This is a genomic window from Muriventricola aceti, assembly GCF_025567565.1.
Taxonomy (GTDB): Bacteria; Bacillota; Clostridia; order Oscillospirales; family Oscillospiraceae; genus Lawsonibacter; species Lawsonibacter aceti.
This window is the reverse complement of sequence record NZ_JAOQKF010000009.1, coordinates 1-17,965: the sequence shown is the minus strand read 5'-3', so window position 1 is coordinate 17,965 and position 17,965 is coordinate 1. Positions and strand designations below refer to the sequence as shown.

Genomic DNA, 17,965 nt, shown 5'->3' with positions numbered 1-17,965 from the left:
CCGTATGCTGCCCATCTCCCTCTTTATAGAGGAAGGGGAGGAGCGCGTCTTTCTCCATTTCTTTGACCGCCAGGGCCTGCCTCTGGAGCGGGCCAGGGAGCGGAAGCTGGAGCACGCCCTTCTCCAGGGGGAGTTCCGGCGGGTCCGAGCCCGGCAGGTGGGGCAGATGGAGCGTCTGGAACTGACGCGGAAGCAGTGGGCCGACCAAGTGGCTGCCGCCGCCTCACTGGGTCACCCCGCCCTCCGCCGGGTGACGGTGGCGGTGGAGGGAAATGGTCCGGATGACCGGGCCATACGGGCGGTCCTCCTGTCCCTGGGCTGCCAGGTGGAGGACCGCTGGCGGCCGGGCATCCCGGCCTTCCGGGCCAGCCACGGCGGCTTCTGTCTTACCGCCCAGGATGAGCGGGGCGCCATCCTGGATTCCAGCCAGCTGTTGGCCCTGGTGGCCCTCATCGAGATGGAGAACGGTTCTGGCAGACTGGCCGTCCCCTCCGGGGCCAGCGCCGCGGTGGACTTGGTAGCCGCCGGTTATGACGGGACCGTCCTGCGGCTGGACCGGGACGGAAAGCCAGCCAGAGACCTGTATGCCGCTCAACCTTGGTTTTGGTCGGCGCCCAGCGCCGCAGCCCGGATCTGCGCTCGGATGGGCGTATCGGGCCAAAAGCTGGACGCGCTGATCTCCAAGACCCCCCGCTTCTCCTCCTGGCGGCGGGAGGTCCCCCTCTCCTCAGACCGGGGGCGGGTCATGGAGGCTATGGTTCGGGAGCAGGGCCGGACCTGCGGGGGCGAGGGCCTACGTGTCCACACCGGGGGTGGCTGGGTCTATCTGGTCCCCCTGGCCCGCCGGTCCGCCCTTCGGGTGGTGGGCGAGGGCCCCGACCTGGAGATCGCCGCCGAGTTGTGCGATTTCTACGCCGGGCGGGCGGCCCAGCTGGACCGGGCCATTTCTGAACAATGTGCCCAAGGAAGGGATAAAAAGTAGTTCTTTTGTTCTCTTGAAAGCAATAGTATACTTTTAGAAAAAAGTGTGGTATACTATCTGTGCCAGTAATTGGCTTTGTTTTTGATTTATGCGCGTATGGGCCCCAGGCCCGCGCGTTTAAATATATCCTGTGCGCCCAAACCGTGAGTAACAGGCGGGGCCGGCCCACAGGGGACCAAGGCGAGATCCACTAGACAGGCGAAGGGACCATTTTCCCCTCCGGCGAGGCAGGGCCGGAGGGGAGCAGTCCTTCCGTCCAGTAGCTGTGCCGTGGGGCACGGCTGGTTTTTGTGGGTCCTTTCGCCGCTACATCCAAATTAAAACGACGATAAGGAGTATTTATGGCTGAAAAATTGAAAATCATTCCTCTTGGCGGCCTCAACGAGATCGGCAAGAACCTCACGGTTTACGAGTACGGCGGCGACATCGTGGTGGTGGACTGCGGCATGGGCTTTCCCGACGACGATATGTACGGCATCGACGTAGTCATCCCCGATGTCAGCTATCTCATTAAGAACCAGCAGAAGATTCGGGGCATCTTTATCACCCACGGACATGAGGACCACATTGGCGCCCTGCCCTATGTCCTCCGCTCCATCAACGCCCCTATCTACGCCACCCGGATGTCCGCGGGCCTCATTAAGCTGAAGCTGGAGGAGCACCGTCTGCTGGATAAGACCAAGCTCATCACCTGCGAGGCGGGGGATGTGGTCAAGGCGGGGAAATTCAGCGTGGAATTTATCCACGTCAACCACTCTATTGCCGACGCGGTGGCCTTTGCCATCAAGTGCCCTGTGGGAACCTGTGTCCACACCGGCGACTTTAAGATCGACACCACCCCCATCCAGGGGGGGATGATGGACCTGGCCCGCCTGGGCGAGCTGGGCAAGGAGGGCGTGCTGGCCCTTCTGGCAGACTCCACCAATGTGGAGCGCCCCGGCTATACTCGCAGCGAGCGCAGCGTGGGTGCCTCCTTTGACGCCCTGTTCCGGGGGTGTGAGGAGCGCATCATCATCACCACCTTTGCCTCCAATGTGGACCGCATCCAGCAGATCATCGACGTGGCGGCCCGGTACGGCCGGAAGGTGGCGGTCACCGGCCGGTCCATGGAGAACGTGATGAAGGTGTCCTCCGAGCTGGGCTATATGAACATCCCAGACGGAGTGCTCATGGACCTGAACCACATCAAGTCACTGCCCAAGGACCGGGTGTGCATCATCACCACCGGCAGCCAGGGCGAGACCATGTCCGCCCTTACCCGCATGGCCTTCAACACCCACCGCCAGGTGGACCTGCTCCCCGGAGACCGGGTCATTATCTCCGCCTCCGCCATTCCAGGCAACGAGAACGCCATCGGCAACGTGGTCAACGAGCTGTACCGCAAGGGCGTGGAGGTGATGAACGAGCGGGAGATGACCCTCCATGTATCCGGACACGCCTGTCAGGAGGAGCTGAAAATTGTCCACGCCCTGGTCAAGCCCAGGTTTTTCATCCCCGTCCACGGGGAGCAGCGGATGCTCCAGATCCACTCCAAGCTGGCCCAGCAGATGGGCATGACCCCCAACCAGGTCATCATCGGCGACATTGGCCGGGTCATCGAGCTGACCCATTCCTCCGCCAAGCTGGCGGGTACCGTAACCGCCGGGCAGGTCTTTGTGGACGGCTACGGCGTGGGCGACGTGGGCAGCGTGGTCCTTCGGGACCGGCGGCACTTGGCCCAGGACGGCATGATCGTGGTGGTCCTGTCCATGTCCGGCGAGGACGGCGCCCTGGTGTCCGGCCCGGACATCATCACACGGGGCTTCGTCTATGTGAAGGAGTCCGAGGGGCTGATGGAGGAGCTGCGCCAGGTGGCCCTGGAGGCCATCCAGTCCGTGGACGGCCGCTACGCCACCGACTGGTCCGCCATCAAGGGGGCCATCAAGGGCGACCTGTCCAACTACCTCTATAAAAAGACCAAGCGGTCCCCCATGATCCTGCCTGTCATCATGGAGGTCTGACGGCCTTAACAAATGAAAACAGCCCCCTGGGTGTACGGTCCTGTGCCACACGCCCGGGGGGCTGTTATTATAATGTAAGGGGACCGTGATCTCATGTCCTGGAGATGTGTGGTAGCACGGGGAACAGCAGCCCCAAGCAGCGGGTTCCCCGCCCCAGGCAGAGATCCCCTGAAAAGCCGCTGATTTCCTCTGCTGTAACAATCCGGACGCAATATTACGGTTCTGTTACACTTGTATCAAACCCGTTGACTTCAAATTTGACTTCTGCTAAGATAATCACGAGGCAAGGGGAGTTATACAGGGCTAATGCCCTAAAAAGTCCTCAAAGCCTCGAAAAAATGGGGATTTTGTCAGAAAAGTCCCCGAAAAAATTTAAGGAGGAATCCCGAATGAGAAACCTGAAACGGGCTCTTAGCCTGGCTCTGGCTTCCGTCATGGTCATGGGCCTGATGGTAGTCGGCACCGGCGCGAGCTACGCCGATGTGTCTTCCGAGCAGAATCAGGAAGCCATCGAAGTTCTCCAGGAAGTCGGCATCATGACCGGCGACGAGAACGGCAACTTCAACCCCAACGCTAAGGTCACCCGCAACGAGATGGCCGTGGTCATGTCCAACCTGCTGGACTACCGCGTAGCCAACTACAAGGGCACCAGCCCCTTCACTGATGTGCCCTCCTGGGCTGAACCCTATGTGGCCGCCTGCTACACCAACGGCATCATCGCCGGCTACGACGCCAAGACCTTCGGCGGCAGCGACTCCGTCACTACCTCCCAGGCCGCTCTGATGCTGATGAAGGCCCTGGGCTACTTCCAGTATCAGTCCGACTTTGAGGACGACTGGCAGTTCGCCACCATCAAGCAGGCTGGCAAGATCGAGCTGTTTGAAGATGTGGACTCCGGCGTTACCGAGGCCATGACCCGCAACGACCTGGCTCAACTGGTTCTGAACGCTCTGGAGTCCGGCATGGTCGAGGCTGACGACGACACCATCAAGGTCAACGCCGACGGTGTGATCGTAGAGGCCGGCAAGGTCACCTACAACTATGTCACCAGCGACAAGGCTTATGCCCGCGCCATCAGCGATCTGCAGCCCACCTCCTCCACCAGCTCTACTAAGGGCTCCATCGTGGAACTGGGCGAGAAGCTGTACAACGGCGACCTGAAAAAGGACGAGGGCAGCGACGATTTCAACCGTCCCGCCAACGTCTGGACCTATAAGTCCAGCGAGATCGGCAAGTATGCCGACTCCGCCGAGCAGACCTGGACTGTCAAGGTCACCGAGAAGGCTCTGTACCAGGCTGTCGGCTCCGCCGCTTTTGATAACTACGACTGGGCCATCTACCAGAACGGCGGCCTGGTTGCCGAGGACACCAACGCCGCCCCTCACGCTGCCCGCGACCTGGCTATCGCTCACAGCAAGACCAGCAGCGAGCGCGTGCTGACCGCTGACAAGGGCGTCCTGACTGAGGTCTTCGTGGACTCCGACAAGGAGACCGTCGTTCTGACCCTGATCGACACCGGCGTAGCCAAGGTCACCAAGGTCACCGGCGACGAGGGCGACTACGAGGTCACCGTGTCTTTTAAGACCAAGGTAAACAACGGCGCTGGTTCTGCTTACACCCCCGACAACAAGTTCACCACCGATCAGAAGTTTGAGAAGGACGACATCGTCATCTACACCGCTTCTGTTTCCTCCGGCGAGATCGAGTCCCTGGCTGTAGCCGAAACTGTAGCCGGCAAGGTCACTGCTGTGAAGAACGCCGACTACGCCACTCTGGACGGCACCAAGTACAGCTACAACTACGCTTACACCAAGGCTGTCGCCGCCAACGGTATCGGCACCGGCCTGTACAACCTGGAGGACAGCGTCGCCGACGCCAACCCCGTCATCGACAAGGAAGCCACCCTGTATCTGGATGCTTACGGCTACGCCGTGGCCTTCGAGGGTGATACCGCTACTGCCGAGGATTACCTGTTCGTGAAGGAAGTGGGCACTGTCTTCAACAGCGAGCCCTCTGCCAAGGTCGTCTTCTATGATGGCACTGAGGACACCATCACCGTAGACCAGATCATCGACGGCGGCAAGTCCTATGACGCCGTTAAGAATGGTGGCGACAATAGCACCACCAAGACCGTTGCTGAGAAGACCATCTACAAGTTCACCAAGGGCTCCAGCAGCTATGACCTGGAGGTCGTCGCCGAGAAGGCCGGCACCAGCGCCACTGTGAAGAAGGATGTTCCCTCCATCTCCGCCACCGGCACTGCGAATGGGCAGGCTACCAACAACAATACCGTGTTCGTAGACGTGGAGAATAACAACTCCTGGGTCGGCTACAAGAACGTATCCAGCAAGACCGGCGCTGATGTAAAGCTGGTTCTGAACAGCGACAACGTGGCTGAGGTCGTCTTCATCTATGGTAACTTCACCAGCGATGCCGACGCCGAGGACTACATCATCCTAAAGGGCACCGGCTATCAGGCTGAGAAGGACAAGAACAACAAGACCGTCTATCGCTTCATCGACGCCTATGACGCCAACGGCGAGAAGGTCGAAGACCTCTATACCGCCAGCGAGACTCTGGCTAAGAATGCCAAGAAGGCTATGTACCTGATCGACAAGCGCGATGGCGATGACTATGTCCAGACCTGGACCGCCAAGTTCGATCTGAAGAGCAACGCCGGTAAGGCCGCTGCCAACTGGGCTACCGCCGCCAAGGACGGCGTGCTGACCCTGAACACTGGCATCACCTTCGGCGGCAACGCCAAAAAGACCTTTGCCTATGACGACAACACCGTCTTCGTGGTGGTGGAGCTGAAGGCCAATGGCGATGTGGACCTGCTGCGCACCGGCGATATCTCTGATATCGAGGCCGATACCACTCGCGCCGCTGACACCACCGGCGTGTATGTCATGACCGTGGACAACGAGTATGACCAGGCTCCTCTGGCCGAGACTGTCCTGGTTGTCGTACCCGACGACAAGGGCATCACTGAGGGCGGCAAGGACCCCGTGGTGACCACCGATGGTTCTGTGACCGTCGGGCTGACGAACTCCGGCAGTCTGGCTATGACCATCACCGCTCCTACCATTGATGGCAAGGACATCTCTGGTTGGGAAGCCAAGAATGTCACTGTGAAGACCACTCTGACTGTTGACGGGAAAGACTTCGCTAAGACTGTCAGCAGCGCTAAGGATGAGAAGGTTTCTCTTGGTGCTACTCTGAGTTCCCTCGACGACAGCGCACTGCCCAATGTGGCTATCTCCGGCAGCCATACTTATCAGGCTACTGTCGTTGTCACCTTCCAGGGCATGGACAACAACACCTATACTCTGACCGGTTCCAGCGCCATGATCTTCTCCTAAGCTTTTATTGGTCAGCAATCTAAGACAACCATAACGTGTCGCCCCTGGGCCAGTTGGCCTGGGGGCGATTCTTTCATATCAGGCTAGTGCAAGGTAATGGTATACCGTCCCATTTCGGTTGGTGGCAATATTGGCAGCCTTGCTCTGGTCCGAGAAAATTTTGACGGCAAACCCGGTGTCCGTGATTTCCGCGCAAATGATGTTGCAGCGGTCATTTTTTAACCGCAGAGGGTATCCGTCTAAGATCAAGCCGCCCTGACAGGTAAAATAGTTTGGTGGACAGTAGTAAAAGCAGGTCGTTCCATCTTCTGGAAATAAAAGCACCGCCTTGGGACGGAACCCCAGATAGATTGTCCGGTCTGCCGTCCCGTCGCCGGTATAGGTCCCGGTGACGATTCTTGGAATTACTTTGTCTAACTTTGCGTTGTCAGCATTGAAGTCCTCCCGGAGGACGGGGTCTTCCGCCGCCCATTGATTGAGCTGGAAATGTTCCGTGTAACTGCTTGCCATAGTCCATCGTCCTTTCTGTGTTTGAAATCTTTGATTGGGGCGTGAGGCCTTTCCCTCTGTCTAACACAAAAAACCGCCCCGGAGTGGGACGGTTTCATACATTTTTTGGAAATTATAATACTTCTATATTCAAAAAAAGAAAAAGGGCGCCGCGGCTGCGGCGCCCTGATCGAATCAGAAAAATCTTACTTGTGATCCACAGAGTACATGTGCTTGATGAGCTCCAGGACCTTGTTGGAGTAGCCGATCTCGTTGTCGTACCAGGACACGACCTTCACAAAGGTGTCGGTCAGGGCGATGCCGGCGTCGGCATCGAAGATGGAGGTACGGGGATCGCCCAGGAAGTCGCTGGACACCACAGCCTCGTCGGTGTAGCCCAGGATCCCCTTCAGTTCACCCTCGGAGGCGGCCTTCATAGCGGCACAGATCTCCTCATACTTTGCGGGCTTGGCCAGGTTAACGGTCAGGTCCACCACGGACACGTCCAGGGTGGGAACACGCATGGACATACCAGTCAGCTTGCCGTTCAGCTCGGGGATGACCTTACCCACGGCCTTGGCGGCGCCGGTGGAGGAGGGGATAATGTTGCCGGAGGCGGCGCGGCCACCGCGCCAGTCTTTCAGAGAGGGGCCGTCCACGGTCTTCTGGGTGGCGGTGGTGGAGTGGACAGTGGTCATCAGACCGTCGGTGATACCCCAGTTATCGTTCAGAACCTTGGCAATGGGGGCCAGACAGTTGGTGGTGCAGGAGGCGTTAGACACGAACTTCATGTCGGGGGTGTACTTATCCAAGTTGACGCCGCAGACAAACATGGGAGTGTCGTCCTTGGAGGGGGCGGACATAACAACCTTCTTGGCGCCGGCGTCCAGGTGGCCCTGGGCCTTCTCTTTGGTCAGGAACAGGCCGGTGGACTCCACCACATACTCGGCGCCCAGTTTAGCCCAGGGCAGGTCAGCGGGGTTGCGCTCGGCGGAGACAGGGATCTCCTTGCCATTGACGATGATGGCGCTCTCAGTGTAGCCGATCTCGGCCTGGCAGTGGCCATGCATCGTATCATACTTCAGCATATAAGCCAGGTAGTCGGCGGGACACAGGTCGTTGATGCCAACGATCTCGATCTCGGGGTGGTTCAGGCTGGCGCGGAACACCATACGGCCGATGCGGCCAAACCCATTGATGCCAACTTTGATGCTCATGTTGAAAACTCCTTTTTTTCAAAGAATCAATATCTATTGCTTCCACTGGTATTATACCCCGTTTCAATGCCTTTTGATAGTGACTTTTTTCATATATTTCGGGAGGATTTTCCAATACTTTTCCGATAAAATTGGCAATTCGACAAGTTAAGCGAGGACTAGGTAGGATTTTCGGAGGTTCTTTGGGGTTAAGGCGGGGCTTATCCGCCGCTTTCCCCAAAGAGGCTGTTTTTCGACTTTTCTCTTGTTGCCAGTGGAAATTTTTGATATACTGGAAATGCGTCATGATAGCGGCGCAGGCAACACATCCTAACCGCGCGGCTGTCTTCGGTACGCGCCTTAAGAAACCCTGACCGAAAGGATGCGACATGATCGAATTAAACCTGTCTATTTTAGAAAATCTGCCAGAGGCGGCGGTCTATGTCGTGCTGGGACGGATCACGGCCATCAATCCCATGGCGGCCCACTATCTGCCCCAGTTGGAGATCGACGGACCGGTGCCCGGTTATCTGGACCTGCCCCGGTATGGCCCTAAGGGGGTTGGCACGTTTACCGCCGGACGGACCACCTATGCCTTCAGCCGTACAGACACAGGAGAGGGACAGTTGTTTTTGTTCCACCCCGCCCCACAGACGTCGCTGACAGACCTGCAGCTGGAGGGGACTATCCGGCAGATGCGGCAGCTGATGGCGGAATTTCTGACCCAGATCGGACCCATGACAGAGGGGGGAGAGGGGAAGCTCTCTACCGCGGCCCGGGAGAATTTCAGCAAGAGCTACCACCGGATGTTCCGACTGCTGAACAACCTAGATTTTGTCACTTCGGCTGCCGGGCCGGACGGCATCCCCTTCCGACCGTCCGTATTAGACCTGGCTGGGCTGTGCCGCCAGATCGCCCGGGACGCGGGCCAACTGCTTCAGCAGGACACCCACCTGGAGTACCGCTCTGACCTGCCCTCTCTGCTCATCCAGGGAGATATCCCCCTCCTTCAGCGTATGCTGCTGGGGCTGATCTCCAACTCAGTACAGACGATGAGGGGTGGCGTGGTGCTCCTCTCTCTGCGCCGTCAGGGTGACCGCGCTGTACTCTCCCTCACAGACAGCGGGGAGCGGCCCTCTGACCGGCAGTTGGCGGCCCTGTTGCAGCAGGACACTGATCAAGCTATCCCCCAGCCCGGCCAGGGGGCCGGACTGGGCCTGTCGGTAGTTCGGCACATCGCAGCCCTCCACAGGGGGACCATGCTGGTGGAGTGGGGTGAGAAGGCCCCGGTCATTCTCATCTCTCTGCCTGCTGGTGCCCAGGAGCGGCTTGCGGTGCGCACACCGGAGGTACAGCAGGATGGCGGCCTATCCCCACTGCTGGTAGAGTTGTCCGACGTGCTGCCCCCTCAGCTCTTTGGTCAGGAAGGGCTGGACTAAAATTCTTTTGCGGACGGCCCGGAATAAGAGTTCCGGGCCCCTTTTATGCCCGATAATTCTCGAAACCCCTTGACGGTCCCCGCCGCCCAGGGGTAAAATATCTTGTTTGTATTAGGAAAGAACGGGGGAGTCTTTTGTGAGCAAGACAGGCTTTGACAACCAGCGGTATCTGCAGCTCCAGTCCCAGCATATCCAGGACCGGATCGATCAATTCGGGGGCAAGCTGTATCTGGAATTCGGGGGCAAGCTCTTCGACGACTACCATGCGTCCCGCGTCCTGCCCGGCTTCGCGCCGGACAGCAAGGTCCGGATGCTGGAGAAGCTGAAGGACAAGGCGGAGATTCTCATTGCCATCAAGGCCGGCGATATCGAAAAGAACAAGGTCCGTGGGGACCTGGGTATCACCTATGACAGCGAGGTACTGCGCCTCATCGATATTTTCCGGGGCAGGGGCCTGTTCGTGGGCAGCGTGGTGGTGACCCAGTATACCGGCCAGCCTGCCGCCGACGCCTTCCAGTCCCGGCTGGAGCAGTTAGGCGTCAAAGTGTACCGCCACTACCCCATCGCCGGCTATCCCCATAATATCACAAAGATCGTCAGCGACGAGGGCTTTGGAAAAAATGACTATGTGGAGACCAGCCATCCCCTGGTGGTGGTCACCGCCCCCGGCCCGGGGAGCGGGAAGATGGCCACATGCCTCTCCCAGCTCTACCATGAGCACAAGCGGGGCATTGTGGCCGGCTATGCCAAATTTGAGACCTTCCCCGTCTGGAACCTTCCGCTGAAGCATCCGGTAAACCTGGCCTACGAGGCGGCGACCGCGGACCTGGACGACGTGAATATGATCGATCCCTTCCATCTTCAGGCCTATGGGCAGACCACCGTCAACTACAACCGGGACGTGGAGGTATTCCCCGTTCTGGCGGCCATGTTTGAAAAGATTACCGGAAGCTGCCCCTATAAGTCCCCCACTGATATGGGGGTGAATATGGCAGGCAACTGCATCACTGACGATCCGGTGTGCCGGGAGGCCGCCTGTCAGGAGATCGTCCGCCGCTACTATGAGGCCCTGTGCGATCAGCGCCAGGGCCGTGGCTCGGAGGACACGGTATACAAGCTGGAGCTTCTGATGCAGCAGGCCGGCGTCACCCCCGATATCCGCCCTGTGGTGGCAGCGGCCGCCCACATGGCCGAGGAGACCGGCGAGCCCGCCATGGCCATCCAGCTGGCAGACGGCACTATGGTCACCGGAAAGACCTCAGAGCTGATGGGCTGCTCCGCCGCCGCCCTGCTTAACGCCTTGAAATATCTGTCCGGCGCGGGAGGCCACGGAATCCATCTCATTGCCCAGTCCGCCATCGAGCCCATCCAGACCGTGAAGGTCAAGCATCTGGGTTCAGCCAACCCCCGTCTCCACAGTGACGAGGTGCTTATCGCCCTGGCCTCCTCGGCCAACGCCGATCCCAAGGCCGCCAGGGCCCTGGATCATCTGGAAGAATTAGGGGGATGTCAGGCCCACTGCACCGTCATCCTCTCCCCCGCCGACGCGGTGACCTATAAAAAGTTGGGCCTTCAGCTCACCTGTGAGCCCCAGTACCAGACCAACAAACTCTATCACCGGTAACATGAAGGGTGGCGTTGGCTTGTCCAAACGAAGTTCAGCAGAGACAGCGCTCCTTCTGGGGGCGCTGGTATTCTATCTGTATATTGCCTGGTCGGTGCCATACAGTACCACGGACGATCTGCAGTGGGGCATGGACCAGGGGCTGCGCTGGTGGCTGCAGGGATCGCTGAACCGCCGGTATGTGGGTAATTTCTTTGCCGTTGCCATGTGCCATTCTCCGCTGGTCAAAACTCTGGTCATGGGGCTGACCATGTTCGCTATCCCTCTCCTAATGGCCCGACTGGCGGCTCGTGGGGAGGAGCGGTCCCTCCTGCCCATTTATCTGGCCTCCAGCGCGGGGCTGCTGCTCATGCCGCCCGTCATGTGGCAGGAGACCTACGCATGGGTGTCCGGATTTGGCAACTATGTAGTGCCCACCCTCTTATTTCTGGTATGGCTGCTTCTGGTACGCCGCGTCGTGGATAGGGGCGGACATCGTCTGCTTTGGGCTGTTCTTTTCCTTGCCCTTGAGGTGGTTATGGGGCTGTTCGTGGAAAATTTGACCTTGCTGTTTTTGGGGGCCGCTCTGCTGACCGCCCTCTGCTCCTTGGGAAACAAATCCGCGCGTTTGCCCCTGTGGGCGGGATTCTTAGGCTCCGCCCTGGCAGCGGCCATCATCTTTGGCGGCGGTTCTTTTTCCCAGCTACTTTTGGAAGGCTCCGCCCTCAACGGTCTGCGTGACCTGACCTTCGACTGGTCTGGGGGCCTCCCAGCGGCTTTGACTGGTATCCTGGAACAGTATTTCGTCCGCCTGCTGCCTATCAGTTTCCTGCGGGGGCCCCATATCGCCCTGCCCTCGGCGGTCATCCTTGCCCTCGGCTTCTGGAACAGCCGGCTCCGTCCCCTGGCGCTTCTGGGGCTTCTGCCGCTGGGTTACCATGGGCTGCTCCTCCAGACTGAGGAATACGACACTCCCGTTCGAGTCGCCGTCAGCGCCCTGATCTGGGCCCTGGTCCTTTTGGCCCCGTTGGTTCAGCGGACAGAACCTAGTGTAAAGCTCGGCCGGTTCCTCCTCTGCCTGGCCGCCCCACTGTCCTTACTCCCCCTGGCCGCTACCACTACCCTGGGCCAGCGGCTGTATTTTTTCCCCATGGCCATGCTGATTCTGACCGCCGCCGATATGGCCGCCCCGCTGCTCGCCCGTTGGCCCGTCCAGCTCCTGACCAGTGGGGCGCTGGCGGCTCTGATGATCTGCTGGGGGTGGATGCACTGGACAGTGCTGGGCTGTACAACATTGCGGGAGGAACTCACCTCCCAGGCGGTGGAACAGGGAAACGACACCCTGATCCTGCCTACCGACCGGTACGAGAGGGTGGTCTGGCACACCCGAAACCCCTGGAATGTGGAGTACGCCGACTACTACCGCCAGTTTTATCACATCCCCGACCAGGTAACGCTGGTCATCCTGCCCGCCGGCTCCTATGAGTGCTGGCCGGATGTTGACCCGGAACAGTGGGAACGGAGGCTGGAATTTTTCCCCTCCAAGGACTACACCCCCTCCTTGCCCTAAGAGGAAGACCGCTCCCCCAGCAATGCCGGGGGAGCGGTCTTTCATTTCAGGCGCCAGATGTCCTGATCATATTCCTGGATGGTCCGGTCAGAGGAGAAGTAGCCCGACCTGGCGATGTTGACCAGCATCTTTTTGGCCCAGCCCTGCCGGTCGCCGTAGTCACCCACACACTGGTCCCTGGCGGCGATGTAGTCCTCTGTGTCCAGCAGCGCCATGAACCAGTCCTTGCACTTCATATCATTCCACAGGGCCGACAGGCAGGCAGGGTCCCCGATGGATAGCAGCTCCGGGGACACCAGGAAGTCCACCAGCTCCTCGATGCTCGGACGGTGGTAGAGGTCCAGCGGCCGATAGCTTCCTTCATCGTACATTTGGATGACCTGGCCGCTCTGTACGCCGAAGGTGTAGATATTCTCTGGCCCCACCAGCTGGGCGATCTCTACATTAGCTCCATCCATTGTTCCTAGTGTGACCGCCCCGTTAGCCATGAACTTCATGTTCCCGGTGCCGCTGGCTTCCTTGGAGGCCAGGGAGATCTGCTCCGAGATATCACAGGCGGGGATCAGCCGCTCCGCCCAGGTCACATTGTAGTTCTCCACCATGGCCACCCGGAGCCATGGGCGGACCTGGGGGTCCCGCTCGATGAGCTGCTGGAGGCAGAGGATCAGATGGATGATGTGCTTTGCCATGGTATAGGCCGGGGCGGCCTTGGCCCCAAAGAGGACGCTCACCGGCCGCTGGGGCAGCCGGCCCGCCTTGATATTCAGATACTTCCGAATGATATACAGGGCGTTCATCTGCTGCCGCTTGTACTCATGGAGCCGCTTGATCTGGATGTCAAAGATAGACTGTGGGTCCAGGGCGATGGACTGCTCGGCCCACAACAGGCGGCAGAGCTGATTCTTGTTGTCCTGCTTGATAGCCAGCAGCCGCTCCAGCACCGCCGGATCGTCCCCGAAGTTCAACAGGTCCTCTAGCTGCCGGGGGTCCTTCCGCCAGCCGCCGCCGATGCACTGGTCGATAAGGCCCGCCAGGCTGGGATTACAGGCCTCCAGCCACCGGCGGAAGGTAATGCCGTTGGTCTTGTTGTTGAACTTCTGGGGGTAGAGGTCGTAAAAGGGCTTCAGCTCAGACTCTTTGAGGATCTGGGTGTGGAGAGCGGCCACCCCGTTGACGGAAAAGCCGTAGTGGATGTCCATGTGTGCCATGTGGACCAGCCCTTGGCTGTCCAGAATGGCCACACGGGGATCTGGATGGTCCTCCCGGACCCGGCGGTCCAGCTCTTGGATAATAGGGACCAGTTGAGGCGCCACATCCTGGAGAAAGGAAAGGGGCCACTTTTCCAGTGCCTCCGCCAAAATTGTGTGGTTGGTATAGGCACAGGTGCGGGACACCTGATCAATGGCCTCATCCATAGACAGTCCCCGGTCCGTAAGCAGGCGGATCAGCTCCGGGATGACCATAGAGGGGTGGGTGTCGTTGATCTGGATGACCACATGATCAGAGAGCTGACGGGGAGAAAAGCCCCGTTCCTCCAGTTCCGTCAGGATGAGCTGGGCGCCGGCGGATACCATGAAGTACTGCTGGTAGACCCGAAGCCGCCGGCCCGCCTCGTCGCTGTCATCGGGATAGAGGAAGGAGGTCAGGCGGTGGGCAATGTCCTCCTTGTCGAAGCTGATGCCTACCCAGGGCTGAGGAGCGGGCCGCTCCACGTCGAAGAGGTGGAGGCGGTTGGCGCACCCGCTGCCCGCGCCAGGAACGACGATATCATAGAGGACCGCAGTCAAATCAAAACCACCGAATGGGACAGAGAAGGTCCGGCCGGTGGCGATGAGCCAGCTGTCCGGCTGGATCCAGGGGTCCGGCTCCTCCGCCTGCTTGTTATGGACGAACTTCTGCCGGAACAGGCCATAGTGGTAGTTGAGTCCAACCCCGTCCCCAGGCAGCCCCAAGGCGGCGATAGAGTCCAGAAAGCAGGCAGCCAACCGGCCCAGGCCGCCGTTGCCCAGAGAGGGCTCCGGCTCCATAGACTCAATGATCCCCAGGTCACGGCCCAGGTCGGACAGTATCTTCTTCACCGGGTCATAGAGGCCCAGCGCCAGCAGATTGTTGGACAACAGCTTGCCCATCAAAAACTCGGCGGAAAAATAGTACAGCTTCCGGCCGCTGTCCGGAGCGGGGAGGCTTTGAGCCATCTGTTGGGTAAGGAGTAGCAGCCCCTCATAGAGCTGGCCGTCGTCACACTGGTCCGGGGCGCGGCCAAACCGCTCTTGTGTCAGCTGCCAAAACCTCTCTTTCAATTCCATGATAGGATCTCCTCTCTGGCCCCAAGGGGGGCCGGAAATGGGAACAAGTTCCAATTCGGCCAACAGTATATCAGTAAGAACCATGGCACGTCAAATCTTTTGAAAAGATTTTTCCCAAATTTTACATAGATATTAGAACTTTCTACCTATTTTTGAAAATCAACACCTTCCAGATGAAATTTTTTATGAGAAATCCATGGCGCTGGTCTTGTGGATATTTTAAGGAGTAGAACGCAAAAAATAAAAAAGTGTACTTTCCCAAATTTGAGAAAGCACACCTTTACAATAAAAAATATAGCATTTTTCCTTGCGTGAATGCTATATTTTTTATTGTAAAGGTGTGCTTTCTCAAATTTGGGAAAGTACACATTTTCAAATTGGATTAAGGGGGATCTTGAAAACAATGAAGAAGCAAATCATGGCAAAAATATTGGCTGTAATAATTGTGATGACTTTTGTTCCTTCGAATGTTTTTGCGACCGAACCGCAAGGGGATGCCGAATTCAATTATGTTTATGAAGACGGCGTAGTTTACAAGCAAAACGGTGAAGAAACAAAAACTGAGCTGACCGGCGACGAACTGGCTGAGTTTAGCGGTGTCAGTCTGCACGGCATCGCGGATTTTAATGGGAAGGTATTTCCTACAATGGAAGCCGCCGTTAGCGCGGTCAGCGCAAAGCTGGCAGAAACAGGCGGCTTAGGGCAAGATGGATTAACAGAGGAAGAATTTAACGCGTTGTACACCGATAAAGTGCCAGAAGATAGCGAGCACCAAGGTGTCAGCCTGACGTGGACTATATTTGGAGAGGTCCAGCTTCCCAGCACTTTGAATCAATATTATTTGTCTGGAGGCCGACAAGCCGCATGGTACGGCAGTGTTGATAGGAGTATCCGCGCCATCAATATCGTAGGTTATGATGACAATGCCTCCATCGACATTGAAAAGCCCCTGAAAATGCCCTATCTGTGGTGGGGAGAAACCGCGGATGACTTTATGGCTCTCTCAATTAAAAATTTGACCTTAGACTGCGCAAAGGTCAATGCGGCAGGATCTTTTGCCATTGAGGCTAATTACAAATCGGGGTTTGACACCACCCTAGATAACTGTAATATTCAGGGTTCCATACACTACTACTTTCATGGAAAAGGCAATGTGACCGTCAATGATTGTAATTTTGATGGGAACGGCAGTACAGCATCCTATGCATTCTTTGCGCAGGGGCACGAAACGGAACCCTTGGCGGTTCAGTTTACGAACAACACGGTATCTGGATATCCCAGGGGGATCAACATTGATCAGGCAACAGCGGACGCCGTCATTTCCGGAAATACCATTACTCCGGGTGTGGGATATTCCGCTGTTCAGATCTCTGGTTGTCAGACCATTTTAATTGAGAATAACACTATTTATGATCAAGGAAACGCGATTACTCTGCATGAGAATCTGGCAAACAATCAAATAGACAACCGGGAGATCACCGTTAAAAACAACAAGATATACAGCGTAGATGGTGTGCAGGGTTATTTGATTTATGACGACATTAGCGCAACGAATAAAGACGGGGAATATTTCACGCTTGTCTGGGAGGGCAACGCTGTTGACAGTGGGATAATCTCCAATCAGGGCATCAAAGGATCAGAGGTATACGACCTCTCCAGTTATGTGAGCAGTGTCCTTTCTCCCGTAGCCAAGATTGGAAATGTGGGATACAACTCCTTGCAGGCCGCCTTGGACGATGCTCAGAACGGAGACACGGTCCAGATCCTGCCTGGCACCCATTCGGAAGCTATCACTATGCCCTTAACAAACATTACAGTGCAGGGCCCGGAGGACCATACAGCCATTTTGACCGGCGGTATTTCCTTCGCCGGAGGGTCGGCCAGTGGACTGAATATGACCATCGAGGACCTGGTATTCGACGGCAAAGGAATCAACCTGACAGCCTGGACCCAAACCACCGATCTGGCCCAGGCAGAGGCTTTGGTTTTCCGTGACAATGAGTTCCGGAATATAACCGGCGACAATATCTATGCCATCCATATCAATAATGGCGACTCTCCTATCAGCGGGCTGACCATCACCCAAAATCAATTCAGCGGCGCCCAGGATAGCACTAAAAACGGCGGCGTGTATGCCACAGTCTGCGGCACAGCTACAATTACGAATAACATTTTTGCGAATATGGGATTCAATGGAATCACCCTATCAGGTTCTGACGGGACTAAAACTGTTGTTATCTCTGACAACAAATTTGACCAGTGGGCCACTCATGGCACTGGCGAGAAGGACGGCCGCGCGATGAGACTGTCCAATCTGTCCGGCGCCACTACCTTGGATATTACCAAAAACAGTTTTATCTGCGATACCATGCAGGAGGAGATCATCAAGGTCACCGAGCTGGGCGCGGAGCAGGACATCGACCTGAGCTATTGCTATTGGAATGGCTTAAATCCTGATGAGATCATTGGCGAAGGCCAGGGAAAGATCCTGCTAGTACGAGATGACACGACAGAAGAAGGGACAAATGAAAACACACAACTAGGTCCTTACTACACCGCGCCTACTATGCGCCCTGAAGATCTGAACACTTATGTCCCCTCCTCCAGTGGTGGAGGCGGCGGCTCCAGCAGCTACTCCGTCAGCGTGGACAAGAACATTGACAACGGCAGTGTGACCGTGTCCCCCAAGAGCACCTCCAGCGGCCGGACGGTGACCATCACCGTCAAGGCCGACGAGGGCTATGAGCTGGACGAGCTGACCGTCACCGACAAGAACGGGGACAAAATCGAGCTGACCGACAAGGGCGACGGCAGGTATACCTTCAAGATGCCCCGGTCCAAGGTAACCATTGAGGCCTCCTTCGTGGAGATCGACCACCAGGATACCTGCCCCGCCGCCGACTTCCGGGATGTGGACGAGGACGCCTGGTACCATGAGGCGGTGGACTACGCCCTGGACAACGGCCTGATGTCCGGTGTGTCCGACCGGGAGTTCGCCCCCGGCAGCACCCTGACCCG

General features: G+C 57.6%; 10 protein-coding genes. 7 read left to right on the top strand and 3 right to left on the bottom strand.

The features are described 5' to 3' along the window. From OCV64_RS10545 to OCV64_RS10535, 3 genes are all read left to right on the top strand, one after another. Positions 1-982 (top strand): phosphohexomutase domain-containing protein (locus OCV64_RS10545; RefSeq protein ID WP_262669957.1); only part of this gene is annotated, 982 nt, incomplete at its 5' end. Positions 983-1,323: 341 nt separating this feature from the next. Continuing rightward, the gene (locus OCV64_RS10540) at positions 1,324-2,982 is read left to right on the top strand and encodes a ribonuclease J (protein WP_262669956.1); all 1,659 of its coding nucleotides are present in this window, start codon (positions 1,324-1,326) and stop codon (positions 2,980-2,982) included. A gap of 389 nt (positions 2,983-3,371) precedes the next feature. Then, entirely contained in the window at positions 3,372-6,344 is a 2,973-nt protein-coding gene (locus OCV64_RS10535; RefSeq protein ID WP_186853381.1) for an S-layer homology domain-containing protein, read from the top strand. Positions 6,345-6,422: 78 nt separating this feature from the next. Here OCV64_RS10535 and OCV64_RS10530 read toward each other — a convergent pair whose 3' ends face one another. Next, positions 6,423-6,854, bottom strand: a complete 432-nt coding sequence (locus OCV64_RS10530) for a hypothetical protein (RefSeq protein ID WP_186853382.1) — start codon at positions 6,852-6,854, stop codon at positions 6,423-6,425. 185 nt (positions 6,855-7,039) lie between these two features. Continuing rightward, positions 7,040-8,050 carry a type I glyceraldehyde-3-phosphate dehydrogenase gene (gene gap, locus OCV64_RS10525; RefSeq protein ID WP_147573480.1) on the bottom strand — a complete coding sequence of 337 codons (1,011 nt, stop codon included), beginning with the start codon at positions 8,048-8,050 and terminating at the stop codon, positions 7,040-7,042. A 368-nt stretch (positions 8,051-8,418) separates the two neighbouring features. Here gap and OCV64_RS10520 point away from each other — a divergent pair, with 368 nt between their 5' ends. The 3 genes from OCV64_RS10520 (at position 8,419) to OCV64_RS10510 (ending at position 12,641) form a co-directional block, all read left to right on the top strand. Further along, positions 8,419-9,468: a sensor histidine kinase gene (locus tag OCV64_RS10520; RefSeq protein WP_240286495.1), complete on the top strand. Its 1,050-nt coding sequence runs from the start codon at positions 8,419-8,421 to the stop codon at positions 9,466-9,468. A gap of 136 nt (positions 9,469-9,604) precedes the next feature. After that, a complete protein-coding gene (locus OCV64_RS10515) occupies positions 9,605-11,092 on the top strand; it encodes a DUF1846 domain-containing protein (RefSeq protein ID WP_186853384.1) in 1,488 nt (495 codons plus the stop codon). Positions 11,093-11,111: 19 nt separating this feature from the next. After that, positions 11,112-12,641, top strand: coding sequence for a DUF6056 family protein (locus tag OCV64_RS10510; protein ID WP_147573483.1), 1,530 nt, complete (start codon positions 11,112-11,114; stop codon positions 12,639-12,641). 41 nt (positions 12,642-12,682) lie between these two features. Here OCV64_RS10510 and OCV64_RS10505 read toward each other — a convergent pair whose 3' ends face one another. Then, positions 12,683-14,947 carry a glycogen/starch/alpha-glucan phosphorylase gene (locus tag OCV64_RS10505; RefSeq protein ID WP_262669955.1) on the bottom strand — a complete coding sequence of 755 codons (2,265 nt, stop codon included), beginning with the start codon at positions 14,945-14,947 and terminating at the stop codon, positions 12,683-12,685. A gap of 403 nt (positions 14,948-15,350) precedes the next feature. Here OCV64_RS10505 and OCV64_RS10500 point away from each other — a divergent pair. Then, positions 15,351-17,965 (top strand): right-handed parallel beta-helix repeat-containing protein (locus tag OCV64_RS10500; protein WP_262669954.1); only part of this gene is annotated, 2,615 nt, incomplete at its 3' end.